Origin of the sequence: Phyllobacterium sophorae (assembly GCF_003010965.1) — a bacterium.
Lineage (GTDB): Bacteria > Pseudomonadota > Alphaproteobacteria > Rhizobiales > Rhizobiaceae > Phyllobacterium > Phyllobacterium sophorae.
The window spans coordinates 640,956-657,833 of sequence record NZ_PGGM01000001.1 but is presented as its reverse complement, the minus strand read 5'-3'; the positions used below and the strand labels follow the sequence as shown (position 1 = coordinate 657,833).

15 protein-coding genes are annotated in these 16,878 nt (G+C 57.9%); 9 read left to right on the top strand and 6 right to left on the bottom strand.

The window, feature by feature from the left end; translation table 11 throughout:
* The first annotated feature begins 105 nt into the window (after window positions 1–105).
* Window positions 106–549, top strand: coding sequence for an SRPBCC family protein (locus CU103_RS03230; protein WP_106662441.1), 444 nt, complete (start codon window positions 106–108; stop codon window positions 547–549).
* A gap of 112 nt (window positions 550–661) precedes the next feature.
* Entirely contained in the window at window positions 662–2,275 is a 1,614-nt protein-coding gene (locus CU103_RS03225) for a GMC family oxidoreductase (RefSeq protein WP_106662440.1), read from the top strand.
* 46 nt (window positions 2,276–2,321) lie between these two features.
* Here CU103_RS03225 and CU103_RS03220 read toward each other — a convergent pair whose 3' ends face one another.
* Entirely contained in the window at window positions 2,322–3,956 is a 1,635-nt protein-coding gene (locus CU103_RS03220) for a Na+/H+ antiporter (protein ID WP_106662439.1), read from the bottom strand.
* Window positions 3,957–4,473: 517 nt separating this feature from the next.
* On the opposite strand from CU103_RS03220, the gene CU103_RS03215 reads away from it, so the two are divergent.
* Window positions 4,474–6,474 (top strand): long-chain fatty acid--CoA ligase, encoded by a 2,001-nt coding sequence (locus CU103_RS03215; RefSeq protein ID WP_280954578.1) that lies wholly within the window; start codon window positions 4,474–4,476, stop codon window positions 6,472–6,474.
* Between the two features lies 1 nt (window position 6,475).
* Here CU103_RS03215 and CU103_RS03210 read toward each other — a convergent pair whose 3' ends face one another.
* Window positions 6,476–8,062 (bottom strand): peptide chain release factor 3, encoded by a 1,587-nt coding sequence (locus CU103_RS03210; RefSeq protein WP_106662437.1) that lies wholly within the window; start codon window positions 8,060–8,062, stop codon window positions 6,476–6,478.
* A gap of 88 nt (window positions 8,063–8,150) precedes the next feature.
* The gene (locus tag CU103_RS03205; RefSeq protein ID WP_106662436.1) at window positions 8,151–8,960 is read right to left on the bottom strand and encodes a class II glutamine amidotransferase; all 810 of its coding nucleotides are present in this window, start codon (window positions 8,958–8,960) and stop codon (window positions 8,151–8,153) included.
* A 165-nt stretch (window positions 8,961–9,125) separates the two neighbouring features.
* Here CU103_RS03205 and dut point away from each other — a divergent pair, with 165 nt between their 5' ends.
* From dut to CU103_RS03175, 6 genes are all read left to right on the top strand, one after another.
* The gene (gene dut / locus CU103_RS03200) at window positions 9,126–9,611 is read left to right on the top strand and encodes a dUTP diphosphatase (RefSeq protein ID WP_106662435.1); all 486 of its coding nucleotides are present in this window, start codon (window positions 9,126–9,128) and stop codon (window positions 9,609–9,611) included.
* Window positions 9,612–9,636: 25 nt separating this feature from the next.
* The gene (locus CU103_RS03195; protein WP_106662434.1) at window positions 9,637–10,455 is read left to right on the top strand and encodes an isocitrate lyase/PEP mutase family protein; all 819 of its coding nucleotides are present in this window, start codon (window positions 9,637–9,639) and stop codon (window positions 10,453–10,455) included.
* Between the two features lie 3 nt (window positions 10,456–10,458).
* On the top strand, window positions 10,459–11,115 hold the full coding sequence (locus CU103_RS03190; protein ID WP_106662433.1) for an HAD family hydrolase: 657 nt from the start codon (window positions 10,459–10,461) through the stop codon (window positions 11,113–11,115).
* The gene (locus CU103_RS03185; protein WP_106662432.1) at window positions 11,115–12,119 is read left to right on the top strand and encodes a proline racemase family protein; all 1,005 of its coding nucleotides are present in this window, start codon (window positions 11,115–11,117) and stop codon (window positions 12,117–12,119) included. The genes CU103_RS03190 and CU103_RS03185 overlap by 1 nt, the downstream gene beginning before the upstream one ends.
* A 149-nt stretch (window positions 12,120–12,268) precedes the next feature.
* Window positions 12,269–12,673: an ArsR/SmtB family transcription factor gene (locus CU103_RS03180; protein WP_106662431.1), complete on the top strand. Its 405-nt coding sequence runs from the start codon at window positions 12,269–12,271 to the stop codon at window positions 12,671–12,673.
* The gene (locus CU103_RS03175) at window positions 12,670–13,212 is read left to right on the top strand and encodes an SRPBCC family protein (RefSeq protein ID WP_106662430.1); all 543 of its coding nucleotides are present in this window, start codon (window positions 12,670–12,672) and stop codon (window positions 13,210–13,212) included. Before CU103_RS03180 ends, CU103_RS03175 begins: the two co-directional genes overlap by 4 nt.
* 59 nt (window positions 13,213–13,271) lie before the next feature.
* Here CU103_RS03175 and CU103_RS03170 read toward each other — a convergent pair whose 3' ends face one another.
* The 3 genes from CU103_RS03170 to ubiB all read right to left on the bottom strand — a co-directional run bounded on the left by CU103_RS03170 (window position 13,272) and on the right by ubiB (window position 16,877).
* Window positions 13,272–13,799, bottom strand: a complete 528-nt coding sequence (locus tag CU103_RS03170; RefSeq protein WP_106662429.1) for a GNAT family N-acetyltransferase — start codon at window positions 13,797–13,799, stop codon at window positions 13,272–13,274.
* A gap of 37 nt (window positions 13,800–13,836) precedes the next feature.
* Entirely contained in the window at window positions 13,837–15,231 is a 1,395-nt protein-coding gene (gene coaBC, locus CU103_RS03165) for a bifunctional phosphopantothenoylcysteine decarboxylase/phosphopantothenate--cysteine ligase CoaBC (protein ID WP_245448554.1), read from the bottom strand.
* A 68-nt stretch (window positions 15,232–15,299) separates the two neighbouring features.
* Complete coding sequence (gene ubiB / locus CU103_RS03160) at window positions 15,300–16,877, bottom strand: 2-polyprenylphenol 6-hydroxylase (RefSeq protein WP_106662428.1); 1,578 nt, start codon at window positions 16,875–16,877, stop codon at window positions 15,300–15,302.
* Window position 16,878: the final 1 nt, after the last annotated feature.

The following is a 16,878-nucleotide window of genomic DNA, read 5'->3' as shown; positions in this document are numbered from 1 at the left end:
AATAGGGTAAGAGTGTGGGGCAAATGCGGGCGGAACTACGGCGCAGAAGCGCTTCTATTTGTCCAAATATTATTCTAAATTTCGCAAAGTGAGGGAGGGTTCAGCATGGATTTGACGGGGGAAGAACGCATTGCCGCATCACGTGACGCCGTTTGGAAGGCCTTGAACGATCCCGAAGTCTTGAAAGCGTGCATTCCGGGATGCGAAAGCCTTGAGAAGATTTCCGACACGGAGCTGGAAGCCACGGTCGGGGTCAAGATCGGTCCGGTCAAGGCCCGCTTCAACGGCAAGGTCGAACTCACCAATCTCAACCCGCCATCGTCTTATACAATCTCCGGCGAAGGCAAAGGCGGCATTGCCGGTTTTGCCAAGGGCGGAGCCGATGTGACCCTGACCGAGGAGGGCGCCGAAACAGTGCTGGCCTACGTGGTCAACGCAGATGTCGGCGGCAAGATCGCGCAGCTTGGCAGCCGATTGATTTCGTCGACATCGAAGAAACTCGCCACGCAATTCTTCGAAAACCTCAACCAGACCATCAGCGGAAGCTAAAGCCACTCTCCTGTCGCAATTTCCATAAGCCATGGCGCAAAGCCGTTTGGGTTTATGACACCGAAGCCGGATATCCTCCTCAGATGCGGTTTTGCATCCAGGCTAGGTATTCATGCGCTGTTTTGACTTCATCATCGTTGGATCCGGATCGGCCGGTTCGGTCGTGGCGGAACGGCTGTCTGCGGATGGCCGGTATTCGGTACTGGTCCTGGAAGCCGGCGGCAGCGACCGGCGTTTCTTCGTTTCCATGCCGCTCGGCTATGGCAAGACGTTCTATGACAGATCGGTCAACTGGATGTATCGCGCCGAGCCTGATCCAGGTCTCGGTGGCACTGCCGACTACTGGCCGCGCGGAAAGGTGCTCGGTGGATCAAGTTCAATCAATGCAATGGTCTATGTCCGCGGCGCAGCGGAGGATTTTGATGAATGGCGTGACCGCGGCAATCCAGGCTGGGGCGCTTCGGACCTGCTGCCGGTCTTCCGCTCGCTTGAAAATCACGAAGGGCCGTCCAACTGCCTTGGGCGCGGCGGCCGCCTTCAAGTTACCGATTGCTCGAAACTGTTCCATCCCCTCGCCAACCATTTGATCAAGGCGGCTCAGGAAGCCGGGCTCGGATACAATCCGGATTTCAATGGCGCAACACAGGAAGGGGTTGGTGCGTACCAGCTGACGACCAAGGGCGGAAGGCGGATGTCGGCGGCGCGGGCATTCTTGCGCCCGGCGATGAAGCGCCCGAATGTCACCGTCATCACGCAGGCACTGGTGACCCGCATCGTCTTTGAGGGAACGCGCGCGGCCGGCGTCGAATTCAAGCGTCATGGGACAGGAGAAACGGTCAAGGCAGGGCGAGAAGTGATCCTCTGCGGTGGATCTGTCAACACACCGCAACTCCTCGAGCTTTCAGGCATCGGCGATGCGGCGCGCCTGCGTCAGCTTGGTATTCCGGTCGTTCACGACAACGCACAGGTGGGTGAGAACCTGCAGGATCATCTCGGCATCAATTATACTTTCCGGGCGAGTATTCCATCGCTCAACCAGGTGTTGCGACCCTGGTGGGGCAAGGCTCTCGCCGGGATCGAATATCTGTTGTTGCGGACCGGGCCGCTCTCAATCAGCATGAACCAGGGCGGTGGTTTTTTCCGCACCGATCCATCGCGCAAGCGAGCCAACATGCAGCTTTATTTCCAGGCGTTTTCTACCGTCGTACCCAAGACGGGTGAAAGACCAATCCTCACACCGGATCCCTGGCCTGGTTTCTCTATCGGCCTTTCCAATTGCCGCCCGACGAGTACAGGCTCGATTCATATTCGCTCCAACGATCCGCTGGAACAGCCGCGCATCATGCCAAATGCATTTTCGACGGAGCATGACGTTGCCGAGATGCTCGACGCGGTGAAATTCCTGCGCAAGATCGCCGCGACACCGACAATGTCCAGACTGATCGTCGAGGAATTGTTGCCTGGGCCGGCCTGCCGGAGCGACGATGAACTCATTGCGGATTTCAGACGGCGCAGCGGCACCGTCTATCATCCGGTTTCCACTTGCCGCATGGGATCCGACCCTTTGGAGGGCGTAGTCGATCCGCGCCTGAGGGCCCATGGTGTGGACCGCCTGCGTATTATTGACTGCTCAGTGTTCCCGAACCTTATTTCGGGCAATACCAATGCCGCCGCGATGATGGTGGGGGCAAAGGGTGCAGAGCTGGTATTGGAAGATCAGGCGTAATCTGGACAGGTTGCTACTCCTTCCCGCCCATGAGGTATGAAAGGCTCTAGCCATATCTGGCTTCAAGCAGATCGATATCGCGGACCATCTTCGTGGCCATGGTGCTTTCAAGCCGCCTTGCCCGCACCAGACGATATATTTCCTGCCGCTCGGCGTTCAACGCAGTAATATGCAGCAGCTTACCGATCTCCTCGCTTCGAGCCGTCTGTTCGCGTTCCTCGCCGAGATGCATGCGCCCGTCGATCCGCTTGCGGTAGAGTTCCATGATTTGCGTTGCCACATCGGCATAGATGTCAGCGTCGGCGCGTCCGGCAGCGAGATCGTGCTGCGCCCGTTCGACCGCCATGATGGCCGCCTCGGCGGCGGCAATACGCGCATAGTCTTCCTCTTTCTGGTTCGAATCCTCAGCAGGCAGATCGATATTCCTGAGTAACCGGGGAAGGCAAAGGCTGGCCATGAGGAGCGACAGGATGATAACGCCCGTTGCCAGGAAAATGACCAGATCGCGGGCAGGGAAAAGACTTCCGTCATGCAGGAAAAGCGGCAGCGTCAAGATACCGGCCAGCGTTATCGCGCCACGCACACCGGCAAATGACATGGTGGCGACAAGCTGCCAACTCGGCCGTACGATGTTATTCTCCCGACTGGAAGGGCGCGACAGGGCGATGCGCCATGAGGCCCAAACCCATGCGAATCGAAGTCCCACCAGTGCTGCATAAATCACCACCACATAGACCAACAGCCACCAGGGACTCGAACTCCCTGCCTGCTGCACGTTCTCGACCGCGCCGTAAAATATGCCCGGAAGTTGTTCGCCGAGAAGCACGAAGATAGCACCATTCGCCACAAACTGCGCCGTGTCCCACACGGCAGTGCGCCGCACCCTTGTCAATGCCAGTGACTGGCCGGTGTTTTCGGCATAGCTCATGGTAATGCCGGCGGCGACAGCTGCCAGAATACCAGAAGCGTGAACATGTTCGGCAAGAAGGTAAGCGCCGAAGGGGATGAGCAGGCTTATGAGAATTTGCGAACCGCTCTCCTCGCCAAGATGCCGGGTCAGGAACGCTTTGCCGCGGGTTACTCCAATGGTAACGCCGACGCCGATGGCGGTGCCCGCGATGGCGAGCCACAGGAAGGTGAAGAACGCCTCTGACAAGGAGAACGACCCGGTGAGCATTGCAGCGACGGCAAAGCGCATGCAGACGAGTCCGGATGCATCGTTGAGCAGCGATTCACCTTCCAGTATGTGCATCATGCGTGACGGGATCGGTACACGCGCAGCAATGGCGGAGACGGCGATCGGATCGGTCGGGGAAACGATGGCCGCCAGCGCGAATGCGACAGGGAGGGGTACTGACGGAATCATCCAGTTCACGAAGAAGCCGACGCCAAGCACGGTGAAAATGACCAGGCCCAACGCCATTTCAAGGATGATGCCCTTGTCGCGGAAAAGCCCTTCTTTGGGGATGCGCCAGCCATCGAGGAACAGCAGCGGCGGCAGAAACAGAAGGAAGAAAATATCGGGGTCAAGTTCCACCCGAATGGTGGTCAGGGAAGCTATCACCGCGCCAAGCCCGATTTGCACCAGCGGCAGAGGCACCGGCAAGGGCAGCATGCGGATAATGGAGTCACTGACAACCACGGCCAGGAGCATCAGGAGGACAATGGTTATTGTTTCCACGGTGGATCCAGTTTCGTTCGGTGAACAAGATGAAGGAAGTGCGAATGCTTTGTCGAGGCGAACCTTGGCAACTTTGTGCCAAGAGTGCGCCCTTTGAATGAATTACGAAAAAACAGCGGACTGACTATTTTTACGTTTACGTCAATGTAAATACTTGCATGGGTGACGCCTCTCGCAATAGATAGGATTGTTGAGTAGCATGGGGCGCGGCTGGAGAACCGCGAACCGGGCTTAGGGAAACAACTGGGAGGTTAATGTGGCGAACGAGACAACACCGGTAAAAACGCTCAGGCGCGCAAGTGCGCAAGCGGCATCTGACAAGGCGAAGACCGCCGCACCTGCTTCAAAAAAGTCAGCCGGTGGTGTCAAGACAGCCGCGGCCAGCAGCCCGGTGAAAGCTCCTGCCAAGACGAGGACCGCAAAGGAGATTGCCGGGGCTCCGATTGCAAAGCCGGCACCGGCGAAACAGGCAGCAAAGCCCGCAGCCAAAGCCAAGACACCGGCTGATGCCAAAACAGTGGAGGCGGCAAACAACAAGACCGTGGCCAGCAAACCGTCAGGTGCGCCTGCAAAGGCGAAGGCTGCAAAGGGGATTGCCAAGGCCCCGGCCGTCACCCCGGCACCAACAGCGAAGACCGCAGCCAAAGGCACAACGCCGGCGTCAAAGAAAGAACCCGTTGCCACAGAGGCGGTTCGCTCAGCCAAAGGGCCCGCAAAGACAAAGGCTGCAAATGTGAAAAATGCGGCCGCTGCACCAGCCCCTGCGAAACCAGCGACAAAGCTCGCGGCCAAAGCCAAGGCATCCAAACCGACATCAAAACCAAAGACCGATGCGGCGCAGCCGGTGAAGCCCACGCCCAGGCTGTGGGTCAAATCATATCCCGACGGTGTACCCGCCGACATCGCCGCTTTGCAGTATGATTCGGTCGGCGATCTGTTTGCCATGGCCTTCAAGCAATATAGCAACCGGCCAGCCTTCAGCTGCATGGGCAAGAGCATCACTTATGCTGAACTCGACCGCTACTCGCAATCGATGGGAGCGTGGCTCCAGTCGCGCGGCCTCGTAAAGGGCGATCGTGTTGCGGTGATGATGCCCAATGTGCTGCAATATCCAATTACCATCGCAGCCATCCTCCGCGCAGGTCTGACCGTCGTCAACATCAATCCGCTATATACGCCGCGCGAGCTTGAGCACCAGCTGAAGGACAGTGGGGCCAAGGCAATCGTCATCCTGGAAAACTTCGCGGCAACCTTGGCGAAGGTGATCACCAAGACCCCCGTCCAGCATGTGATCGTTGCGGCAATGGGTGACATGATGGGCCTTAAGGGCCATTTGGTGAATCTCGTCGTCCGGCGCGTCAAGAAAATGGTCCCTGCCTGGTCACTGCCCGGCCATACGCCGTTCAAGACAGCATTGGTCAAAGGTACAGCCCTGACCCTCAAACCTGTTGAGGTGAAGGGCCCCGATATTGCCTTCCTGCAATATACCGGCGGCACGACCGGTGTTTCCAAAGGCGCGATCCTGACCCACAGCAATATCGTTGCCAATGTTGCGCAGATGCGGCTGTGGTGCGATGTCGCCTACCGTATCAAGCCGCGGCCAAACGATTTGACCTTCATCTGCGCCTTGCCGCTTTATCATATCTTCGCTCTGACAGTGAACGCGATGATGGGCATGGAACAGGGAGCGGTGAATGTGCTCATTCCGAACCCGCGTGACATTCCGGGCTTCGTGAAGGAGCTGCAGAAGCACAAGATGCACATCTTCCCCGGCCTCAACACACTGTTCAACGGTCTCTTGAACAATGAGGATTTCCGCAAGCTCGATTTCTCGGGACTGATCCTGTCACTTGGCGGCGGCATGGCTGTGCAAAAGCCGGTGGCCGATCGCTGGAAGGAAGTGACCGGCTGCCTGATCACCGAGGGCTACGGCTTGTCGGAAACGTCACCTGTGGCATCGGCAAACCGGCTCGACGCTACGGAATTCTCCGGCACCATCGGCGTGCCCCTGCCCTCGACGGATTTTTCCATTCGCGACGACGAAGGCAAGGAACTTCCCTTGCTGGAAGTTGGTGAGATCTGCATTCGCGGGCCGCAGGTCATGGCGGGATACTGGAACCGTCCGGACGAGACGGAGAAGGCAATGACAGCCGACGGTTTCTTCCGGTCCGGCGACATGGGCTATATGGATGAGCGCGGCTACACCAAGATCGTCGATCGCAAGAAGGACATGATCCTGGTGTCGGGCTTCAACGTCTATCCGAATGAAATCGAGGAAGTGGCGATGGAGCATCCTGGCATCCGCGAGGCGGCTGCAATCGGCGTTGCCAACGAACATTCGGGCGAGACGGTCAAGCTATTCGTCGTGCGGAAAGATCCGGCGCTGACGGAAGAAGCGGTGAAAGCATTCTGTGCCGAGCGGCTGACCAATTACAAGCGTCCGCGCTCGGTCGAATTCCGCGACGAATTGCCGAAGAGCAATGTCGGCAAAATTCTGCGCCGGGAACTCAGATCATAGGTCAGGCGGCCTCGCGCACCTGATAATCCTTGATCGCGGCGAAGCGGATCGCCTTCCAGCGTTCCGCCTCGTAGGACAGCGAGAAGGAATTCTGCGCCAGAAATACCGGATCATTGTCGAGGTCATGGGCAATATCGGCGCGATGCGCATTAATGAAGCGCTGCAATTCCGCCGGATCGTCCGCTGAAATCCAGCGGGCGATGGTGAAGCGTGCCGGCTCGAACCCGACGGGGAGCGTATACTCCACCTTTAGCCGTTCCGTCAGAACGTCGATCTGCAGCGCGCCGACAACGCCGACAATGGCGGGCGAACCATCATCCGGCAAGAAGAGCTGGACAACACCTTCTTCCGCCATCTGCTGCAATGCTTCACGCAGCTTCTTGGCTTTCATCGCATCGTCGAGCCGCACGCGGCGGAGAATTTCCGGGGCAAAGTTCGGAACACCCCGGAACAGGAGGTCTTCGCCTTCCGTCAGCGTATCGCCGATGCGCAAGGTGCCGTGGTTCGGAATGCCCACGACATCGCCTGCCCATGCTTCATCGGCAATCTGGCGGCTGCGGGCGAAAAAGAATTGCGGTGCCGACAGGCCCATCGGCTTGCCCGTGCGTACCAGCTTGGCTTTCATGCCGCGCGACAGCTTGCCCGAGCATACACGCAGGAAGGCGATCCGGTCACGATGATTGGGGTCCATATTGGCCTGTATCTTGAAAACAAAGCCGGTCATCTTTTCTTCGGTCGCTTCGACGCGGCGCGTATCGGCATCCTGCGCTCGCGGGCTTGGGCCAAAGTCACAGAAGGCTTCGATCAGATCGCGCACGCCATAGTTGCGCAGTGCCGAACCGAAATAGACCGGGGTCATGTGACCTTCACGGAAGGACTGCAGGTCGAATGGATTACAGGCATCGCGTGCGAGCGTTACCTCGTCGATCCAAGCCTGACGCTCGTTTTCGGGCAAAAGGCCGGACACTTTGGCTGATTCAGGGCCGTTGACCGGCGTCGGCACTTCTTCCGAGTCGCGCTGACGCACCGTGTTGTTCTGCAGATTGTAGGTTCCGGCAAAGCTCTTGCCACGCCCGATCGGCCAGGTGATCGGGGCGGTATCGAGCGCAAGCTTCTGCTCAATCTCGTCGAGTATTTCGTAAGGATCGCGGCTTTCGCGGTCCATCTTGTTGACGAAGGTGACAATCGGGATGTCGCGCATGCGGCAAACTTCGAAAAGCTTGAGCGTGCGCGCCTCGATACCCTTGGCGGCATCGATGACCATGACCGCGCTGTCGACGGCGGTCAGCGTGCGGTAGGTATCGTCCGCGAAATCTTCGTGGCCGGGCGTGTCCAACAGATTGAAAATGCAATCCTTGTACTCGAAGGTCATGACGGAGGTGACAACCGAGATGCCGCGTTCGCGCTCGATCTTCATCCAGTCAGAACGCGTCTGGATACGGTCCTTCTTTGCCTTGACTTCGCCTGCAAGCTGGATCGCTCCGCCGAACAGCAGCAGCTTTTCGGTCAGCGTGGTTTTACCGGCGTCGGGATGCGCGATGATCGCGAAAGTACGGCGCTTGGAGACAGGATGGTCGGCAGAAGACATAGAGAAGGCTCAAACTTGAAACGGGAATGGTTGCGCGCCTTCTATCAGCCGCAGCCCTTGCCGTCGACTGCCAATTCTGAATGGCAGATCAGGCAGTTTCGGCGAGCTGCCCGGATTTTTCTTCGCTCATGAAAGGTTCAATGGCGATGCGTTTGGTGTTTTTGATGGTCACGAAGCTATTTGGGGGCACCGGAATCCAGTTTCCCGCTTCACCGTCGAGCGGCTCCGAGACCACACACAGCCCGGCGCTTGCGGCCAGACTCGCCGTGTAGAGCGATGGCGCGAAACGATCCGTGGCATAGCGGACGGCGTAGAGGTGCTCGCCATCCGAAAATGCTGCGGTGAGCCTGACAAACGCCGGAACACCGGCCCGTTCGGCCTCCGCAACAATGTCATTGACGGTTCGGACCAGTGCCTCGGCCGGGTCATCGTCGAGACCATTTTGCAGCATCAGCAGAAAAATCAGTTCAGAATCGGTCGAGCCGAACTTTTGGGCGTAGAGTTCATCGTCGAGACGCGCTTCCAGTCCGCGGCGCAAGCGATCGAAATGGCCGATCTGGCCGTTGTGCATGAAGCTCCATTTGCCGCAGACGAAAGGATGGCAATTCATGCGGCTGGTTGCCCCGCCGGTCGATGCGCGTACATGGGCGAGAAAGAGATGCGAGCGTATCTGCCGCGACAGGCTCTTCAAGTTCTGGTCCGACCATGCCGGCAGGATATCGCGGTATAGGCCCGGTTCGTCCCGTTCGCCATACCAGGCGACACCAAACCCATCGCCATTTGTGCGCGTCTTGGCCTCATGCGCATCATGGCTTTGAGCGATCAGGGAGTGACAGGGAGAGGCGATAACATCTTCAAGATAAAGTTGCGGTCCGAGATAGGCTGCCCAACGACACATGAATCACCTGGTTTTGATCTCATACAGACTGACAATACCGTGTGATTTCATTCTTGGGAATCGCCCAGATGGGGTAGCCTGTTAGAAGGAGATTATGTGCAAAGAATGGATGCACCCCAATCTTGTGAGTTGACGGTGCCCGCCGACTGGTGAAAAAGGACTTTCATGGCTCAAGAAACCGATTCCGCTCATCCGAAAAACCCAGCTCTGGGTCTTGTCCGTTTGCCGCATGGCGAGGGACTCGAACTACCCTCCTACGAAACCTCGGGTTCCGCCGGCATGGACCTTCGTGCTGCCGTACCCGAAGACCGGCCCTTGCTGCTTCTGCCCGGTCGCAGAGCCTTGGTACCTACGGGTCTGATTTTCGAGATTCCCAAGGGCTTCGAAGCGCAGGTAAGGCCGCGTTCAGGTCTGGCGATCAAGAACGGAATTACCTGCCTCAATACGCCGGGCACGATTGATTCCGACTACCGTGGTGAGGTAAAAGTAATCCTGATCAATCTCGGCGACGACGATTTCTACGTGGAACGCGGCATGCGTATCGCGCAGGTGGTTCTGGCACCGGTTGTCCAGCTCGCCATTGAAGAGCGGCAACATGCAAGTGACACGGCTCGCGGCGCTGGGGGGTTCGGGTCAACGGGCACTTCGTGATTGGATTTTCGACTGGGAGGTCGTCATGGACAAGGGCAGGGTTTTCCGTCAGTTGCATGAGCGATCCGAGATTTTTCTCATGCCCAATCCATGGGACCCCGGGACGACAAAGTTTCTTGCTTCTATGGGCTTTAAGGCCCTGGCGACCAGCAGCGCCGGCTTCGCATTTTCACGCGGCCTTCCCGATGGGACAATTACCTTCGACGTGATGATGCAGCATTGCCGTGATCTCGTCGGGGCGACCGACCTGCCGATTTCCGGTGACCTGGAGAAGGGCAAAGGCGACAGTGCCGACAGTGCCGCAGAGACGATCTTTGCGGCTGAAGCGGCGGGACTTGCCGGCTGCTCCATCGAGGATTTTTCTGGCGATCCAGACAAGCCGATCTACGATTTTTCGCTGGCGGTCGAACGTGTCGCGGCCGCAGCCGAAGCAGCGCGCGCCCTCAAGACCGATTTTGTCTTCACGGCACGGGCCGAAAACTTCCTTCACGGCCAGACTGATTTCGACGACACGATCAAGCGCTTGCAAGCCTTTGAGAAGGCCGGCGCCGATGTACTTTTTGCCCCCGGCATTTCCGATATCGAGCGCATCCGGACAATCTGCGCTTCGGTTTCAAAACCGGTGAGTGTGCTGGCACCCGCATCGCTCACCGTCAGCGAGCTGGCTTCAATCGGTGTGCGCCGCATTTCGCTCGGCCCGCGTTTGACGACGGCCGCCTTTACCGCGGTTCGCGACGCCGCACGTGAGGTTCTGGACAAAGGCACTTTTGAATTTACCAAGACAGGCGTTCCATTTGGCGACCTGCAACAACTCTTTTCACAAGGCATGGATAAGGATAGCTGAATAATGGCACGCCCCGAATTGGTGATCTTCGACTGTGACGGGGTTCTGGTCGATACCGAAACGCTTGCCAACCAGCATCTCGTGAAAATGCTCGGCGCATCCGGCTACCCAATCACCTTCGAAGAGGCACGGAAAAACCTGTGCGGGATGCCGATGCGCGCCGTCAAGGAGAAGGTCGAAGCGGAAGGTTATCCGCTCGGGGAGGATTTCGTCGACCGCTGGTATCAGGCTATTCCCATCATCTTTGAAAATGGTGTCGAAGCCATCCCTCACATTGAATACGTCATTTCTGCAGTGAAGAAAGCCGCACTTCCCTTTTGCGTGGCTTCATCAGCGCATGTCGAAAAGATGTACATAACGCTCGGGAAAACAGGTCTTATCGGCCATTTCCAGAATGTGCTCTATAGCGCTTCCATGGTTGCTCGCGGAAAGCCTTTTCCCGATCTGTTTTTGCACGCCGCAAAAGAGATGGGCTACGAGCCCTCCCAGGCCGTAGTGATCGAGGACAGTGTTGCCGGAACCACAGCGGGAACGGCCGCTGGCATGCGTGTCTTCGCCTATTGCGGCGACGAGCACGCGGACCGCGATGGCCTGACGGCCGCGGGAGGTATTTTGTTCGACGACATGCGCAAATTGCCCGCATTGCTGGAGATTGCCTGATGGATGCCCCACTTAAGGTCGTCGACATGCACACGGGCGGTGAGCCGCTGCGCATCATCACTGGCGGCTATCCCGAATTGCCGAAGGGTACAATCCTCGAGAAACGTGCCTATGTACGCGACAGGCATGATCACCTGCGCAGGATCCTGATGTTCGAGCCGCGCGGACACTTCGACATGTACGGTGCATTGCTGGTTCAGCCGAATCTTCCCGGCGCCGATCTCGCGGTGCTGTTCATGCACAATGAAGGTTATTCCACCATGTGTGGCCACGCCATCATCGCGCTTGGCCGCTATGCCATTGATTACGGCATTGTTCCCAAGGTGGAGCCGGTGACAACGGTTCATATCGAATGCCCATGTGGCATGGTGGTCGCCTCCGTCGAAGTGCGCGAGGGCAAATCCGGCGGCGTCTCGTTTGAGAGTGTCCCGGCTTTCCTGTTTGCACGGGATCAAAGCATCGACCTGCCCGGTTTTGGGGCAGTGAAGTTCGACGTGTCCTATGGAGGCGCCTTTTATGCGATGGCGGACTGCCATCAATTCGGTCTCGAGTTTGGCCGCGATCCGGCTCAAAAATTCATCGAAGCCGCGACGATCTTAACGGAAGCGGTGAAAGAGGCGGTGCCGCTTGACCACCCCGATCACAAGGATCTGGCGTTCCTCTACGGCTCCATTCTGACCGATGGGGCTGATGCCTGGAATGAAGGTCCGACCAAGAACGTCTGCATCTTCGCCGACGCGCAACTTGACCGTTCGCCCACGGGCTCCGGGGTAACCGCACGCCTCGCGGCGATGCATGCCAAGGGCCAGATCCGCGAGGGCAATGCGCGGATTTTCGAAAGCATCGTCGGGTCAAGGTTCGCGGGCTTCGTCGCCTCCAAAACCAAAGCCGGCGAATACGATGCCATTACCGCCCGTGTTTCCGGTCATGCCTATTACAGTGGCAAGGCGGAATTCATCGTCGAGGAAGACGATCCGCTGGGACAGGGATTTCTGGTTCTTTAGCGCAACGTATCCAATCAACCGCTACTTTGCCGAAAACAGGTAGGTACCAGCCTGTTCGCACCCTTGCGCCTTGTGAAGGGAATTAATGTTGGCAGAATAATATTCAACCATATGGTTGACTAAATTTGGGTTCAATGATATTAAACCATATGGTTGAATTTCAGGCACCTCATCTCGACGCCGTATTCCACGCCCTTTCTGATCCGACGCGAAGGGCGATGCTCCACCGGCTCACGGATGGTCAACGCTCGGTCAGTGAACTCGCGACACCCTTCAACATGTCGCTGGCGGGCGCGTCGAAACATATCAAGGTGCTGGAAGGGGCCGGGCTGGTCCGCAGGCATGTCCAGGGCAGGACTCATATGTGCCAGCTTGAGGCGGCGCGGCTCGCCGAGGCACAGGAGTGGCTGCGCACGTATGAAAGGTTCTGGACCTCGCGTCTGGAAGATCTTGAGGAAATCCTGCGTGAGGAGGATCGCGCCACGGCCCAGGCGGCCGGGAAACTGCCAGAAAAACCGTCAACACCTGAAAATACGTCAAGGAGACAGAAATGAACGAGCATGTTGGAAATGATCGGCTCGGCGTTGTCACCGCGCCTCGTACGGTTCGCATCGAACGCATCCTGCCAGGCCCTATTGAACGGGTCTGGGCATATCTGACGGAATCGGACAAGCGCAAAAAATGGCTGGCGCAAGGCCCGATGGCCGATTACGTCGGCGGTGACGTCAAACTGACCTTTTACCATTCGCAACTTACGGACGAAACGACACCGGCCGAATTCAAGAACTTCGAAGGTGCAACCAATGAAGGCAAGGTTCTTCGTTATGAGCCGCCGCATGTCTTGAGCATTACGTGGCCGGACGGGGGACAGGATTCCGAAGTCACATTCGAACTCGAAGCGAAAGGCGCCGACACATTGCTGAGGGTGACCCATACGCGTCTTGCCAGTGCCGATTCAATGGTCATGGTTGCGAGTGGCTGGCACACCCATCTCGGCGTGCTCATCGATCACCTCAATGGCGACAAGACGCCGGGGTTCTGGGGCAATTTCGAACGACTCAGAAAGGAATACAGCCAGATTATCGTCGAATAGAACTGTAAGTGTTTGCTTACATAACGCCGAGGCTGACACCGTGCCAGCCTCGGCGGCAATTAATTGGGTCGAAACGCCCGTTCCAAAAGTATGACGGGCTCATCCGTATAGGTCGTTTCGAGAACCTTGCTGAAGCCGTTCTTTTCGGCAACTCGCAACGAGGCGGCGTTTTCCGGCGATATGATACAAAGCGCCCGATCCTGCTTGAAGAATGTATCGCCCCACTCAACAACGCTCGCCAGCGCTTCGCTGCCATAGCCCTTGCCGTGAATTTCCGGTGCGAGGACCCAGCCCATTTCCGGCGCGTCACCGAACGGCGGGTTGATCTCCCGCTGAAAGTCGGCAAAGCCGAGCTCGCCGACAAAGCGTCCGGTTGCCTTGTCTTCCATTGCCCAGAAGCCATAACCGATCAGGGGCCAGAGACCCGCATAGCGCAAGAGGCGTGCCCAGGATTGTTCTCGGGTCGATGGTTTTCCCGTTATTTGCGTGTAGATCGCGGGGTGCTGCCACATGGCGTGAACCGCCTCAAAATCCTCGCGCCGATGGGGACGCAGGATAAGGCGATCGGTTTCAAGGGTGGGAATCATGAATGGTACTCCGTTTTCATGCCGACCGGTCTTAGCCCTAAACCTCAACCGCCTGCAATGCGGCGGCGATCCTGGCAGCCAGTCGTTCAGCAACCTCGCCTTTGCTCATGTCCGGCCATTCTTCCACACCTGAACGGCTGACGATGCGCACCGCATTGCGATCGCCGCCCATGACACCCGTGGCATGGCTGACATCGTTGGCGACGATCCAGTCAGCACCCTTCTTGTCGAGCTTTTTGCGCGCGTTCTTCAACAGATCCTGGGTTTCGGCGGCAAAGCCAACGACAAGGCGCGGCCGCAATTTGCTATGACCGATACCTGCGAGGATATCGGGATTCTCGACCATTTGCAGCGCCGGGGCTTTTTCACCCGGCTTTTTCTTGATCTTTTCGCCGGCCTCGTTTGCCGTGCGCCAATCCGCCACCGCAGCGACCATGACAGCGGCATCGGCGGGCAGAAACTGTTCCACCGCATCACGCATTTCCCGTGCCGACTCGACGTGGGTTACCGTAACACCTTCAGGATCGGGAATACTCACAGGTCCGGAAACCAGCCGTACTGTGGCGCCGAGCTTCGCCAGTGCTGCGGCAATAGCGTGGCCCTGCTTGCCGGAAGAACGATTGGCGATGTAGCGCACCGGATCAATCGGCTCATGGGTCGGTCCCGAGGTCATGATTATGGTCTTGCCTGTCAGCGGCTTGGGACGGCGGTCGAGCAGCAGCTCGATCGCCGCAACGATCTCCAGCGGTTCGGCCATGCGTCCCGTACCGCCTTCACCACTCTCTGCCATCTCGCCACTGCTGGGACCAGCAAAATGGATGCCATCCTTCTCCAGAGTCGCGCGATTGCGCTTCGTGGCCGGGTGGTCCCACATTTTCGGGTTCATTGCCGGGGCAATCAACACACGCTTGTCAGTCGCCATCAGCACGGCAGATGCGAGGTCATTGGCAAGACCATTTGCCATCTTGGCCATGAGGTCGGCCGTCGCCGGCGCAACGACGATCAAATCGGCTTCACGCGAGAGGCGGATATGGCCGACATCGTGTTCATCCTCGCGGGAGAAAAGCTCGGTGAAGACTTTGTCGGCAGCAAGCGCGCCGACAGCCAGCGGCGTGACGAACTCTTCAGCCGCTTTGGTCAAAACCGGCCGCACCTGGGCGCCCCGTTCGCGCAACCGCCGAATCAGGTCGAGGCATTTATACGCGGCAATGCCACCGCCGATGATCAGGAGTACGCGCCGCCCGGAAAGGGAGCCCGACGCGACGGAATGAGCATTCACGGCGGCAGGTGCAAGCCCGGTGGGAGTCGTATTTCCCAGTCCCCCGAGGAGAAGCCGGACCTCTTCTTCCATCGAACGTCCATGTGCCGCAGCGCGCAGACGCAATTTTTCCTTGATGGTATCGTCAAGATTTCGGATTGTGATACTGGCCATATGATTGCACTTTCGCGAAAATTATCCCGCAATTTGCAATCAATGATATCACCAATCGCATCGTTTCTTCAAGCGACAAGCTTATAGGTGATCGCGACAAGGCAAATTGCAATCACCCAAAGTGCGACGCGGCCGGAACGCGTATGCCGCGCCTCGGCCTTGCCAATTGCCTTGGCGGTCTGTTCATCAAAGCGCAATCCATTCGCCGCCATCTGGTCGAGTTCCTGTGACAAGCGATCCGCGCGCGCCAGAAGTTCAGGTGCCTGCCTGGCCAGATGCAGGAGGGCATTTGCGCCGTCGCGGGCGTCAATGAGAATGCCCTGCGGCCCGAGATTGCGGCGGATCCAGCCGCCGACAACGGGCTCGGATGCTTTCCACATGTTGAAATGCGGATCCAGCGTACGTGATACGCCTTCAACAACGACCATGGTTTTCTGCAGCATGACGAGCTCGGGCCTGGTCTCCATATCAAATAGCTCGGTGACCTCGAAAAGCAGCGTCAGCAGTTTCGCCATGGAAATGGTTTCCGCCGGCTGTCCGTGAATCGGCTCGCCAATGGCGCGGATTGCCTGGGCAAAGCTCGATACATCATGATGATGCGGCACATAGCCGGCTTCAAAATGTACTTCGGCGACACGCGCATAATCCCGGGTAATGAAGCCGTACAGGATCTCGGCAAGAAAGCGGCGCTCCTTCTTGCCCAAGCGGCCGGTAATGCCAAAATCCACCGCAACGATATGGCCCTCGGAATCGACGAAGAGATTACCGGGATGCATGTCGGCATGGAAAAAACCATCGCGCAATGTGTGGCGCAGGAACGACTGGATAAGTGTTTCCGCGAGCTTGATGAGATTATGGCCGGCAGCACGCAAACCTTCGATGTCCGACATTTTCACGCCGTCGATCCATTCGAGCGTCAGGACGTCACGTCCGGTGCGCTCCCAATCCACAGTTGGAACACGGAACCCCGGATCGTCCTTGGTGTTTTCGCCAATCTCCGACAATGCCGCCGCCTCAAGCCGCATATCCATCTCAATGCGGGTCGTTTGAGCGAGGGTACGCGTGACTTCGATGGGTCGAAGGCGGCGCGTGGCCGGCACATAACGCTCCTGCCATTTCGCGACCAGGAAAAAACTCTCCAAATCATTGTTGAATCGCTGGCGAACGCCGGGGCGCACCACCTTGACGGCAACCTTCTTGAGCTCGCCATTGTTTCTGACGAACGCCGGATGCACCTGCGCTATCGAGGCCGCGGCCATTGGTTCGTTAAAGCTTACATAAAGGTCCTCGACAGACCGTCCCAGCGAGCCTTCTATTGCCTTGACCGAAGCCTCCATCGGAAAGAAATCAAGCTGGTCCTGCAAGAGCGCCAGATCGTCCGCCACCTCATTTCCGACCACGTCGGGACGCGTTGCCAGGAATTGGCCAAGCTTGACGTAGGATGGACCGAGTTTGTTGATGGCGCGCGACATACGTTCGGAACGCTGTGCGGTCATGGCACGCCTGCGCGCCAGAAGCCCGGCCACCCGATGACCGAACGCAGGAAGGCCGCTCAGACCTTCCGCGGGCAAGGCAGATATGACCCCCTCACGCGTCATGATCCATCCGGCCCGCATCAGGCGAAATGTTGCTGCAAGCTTACTCATT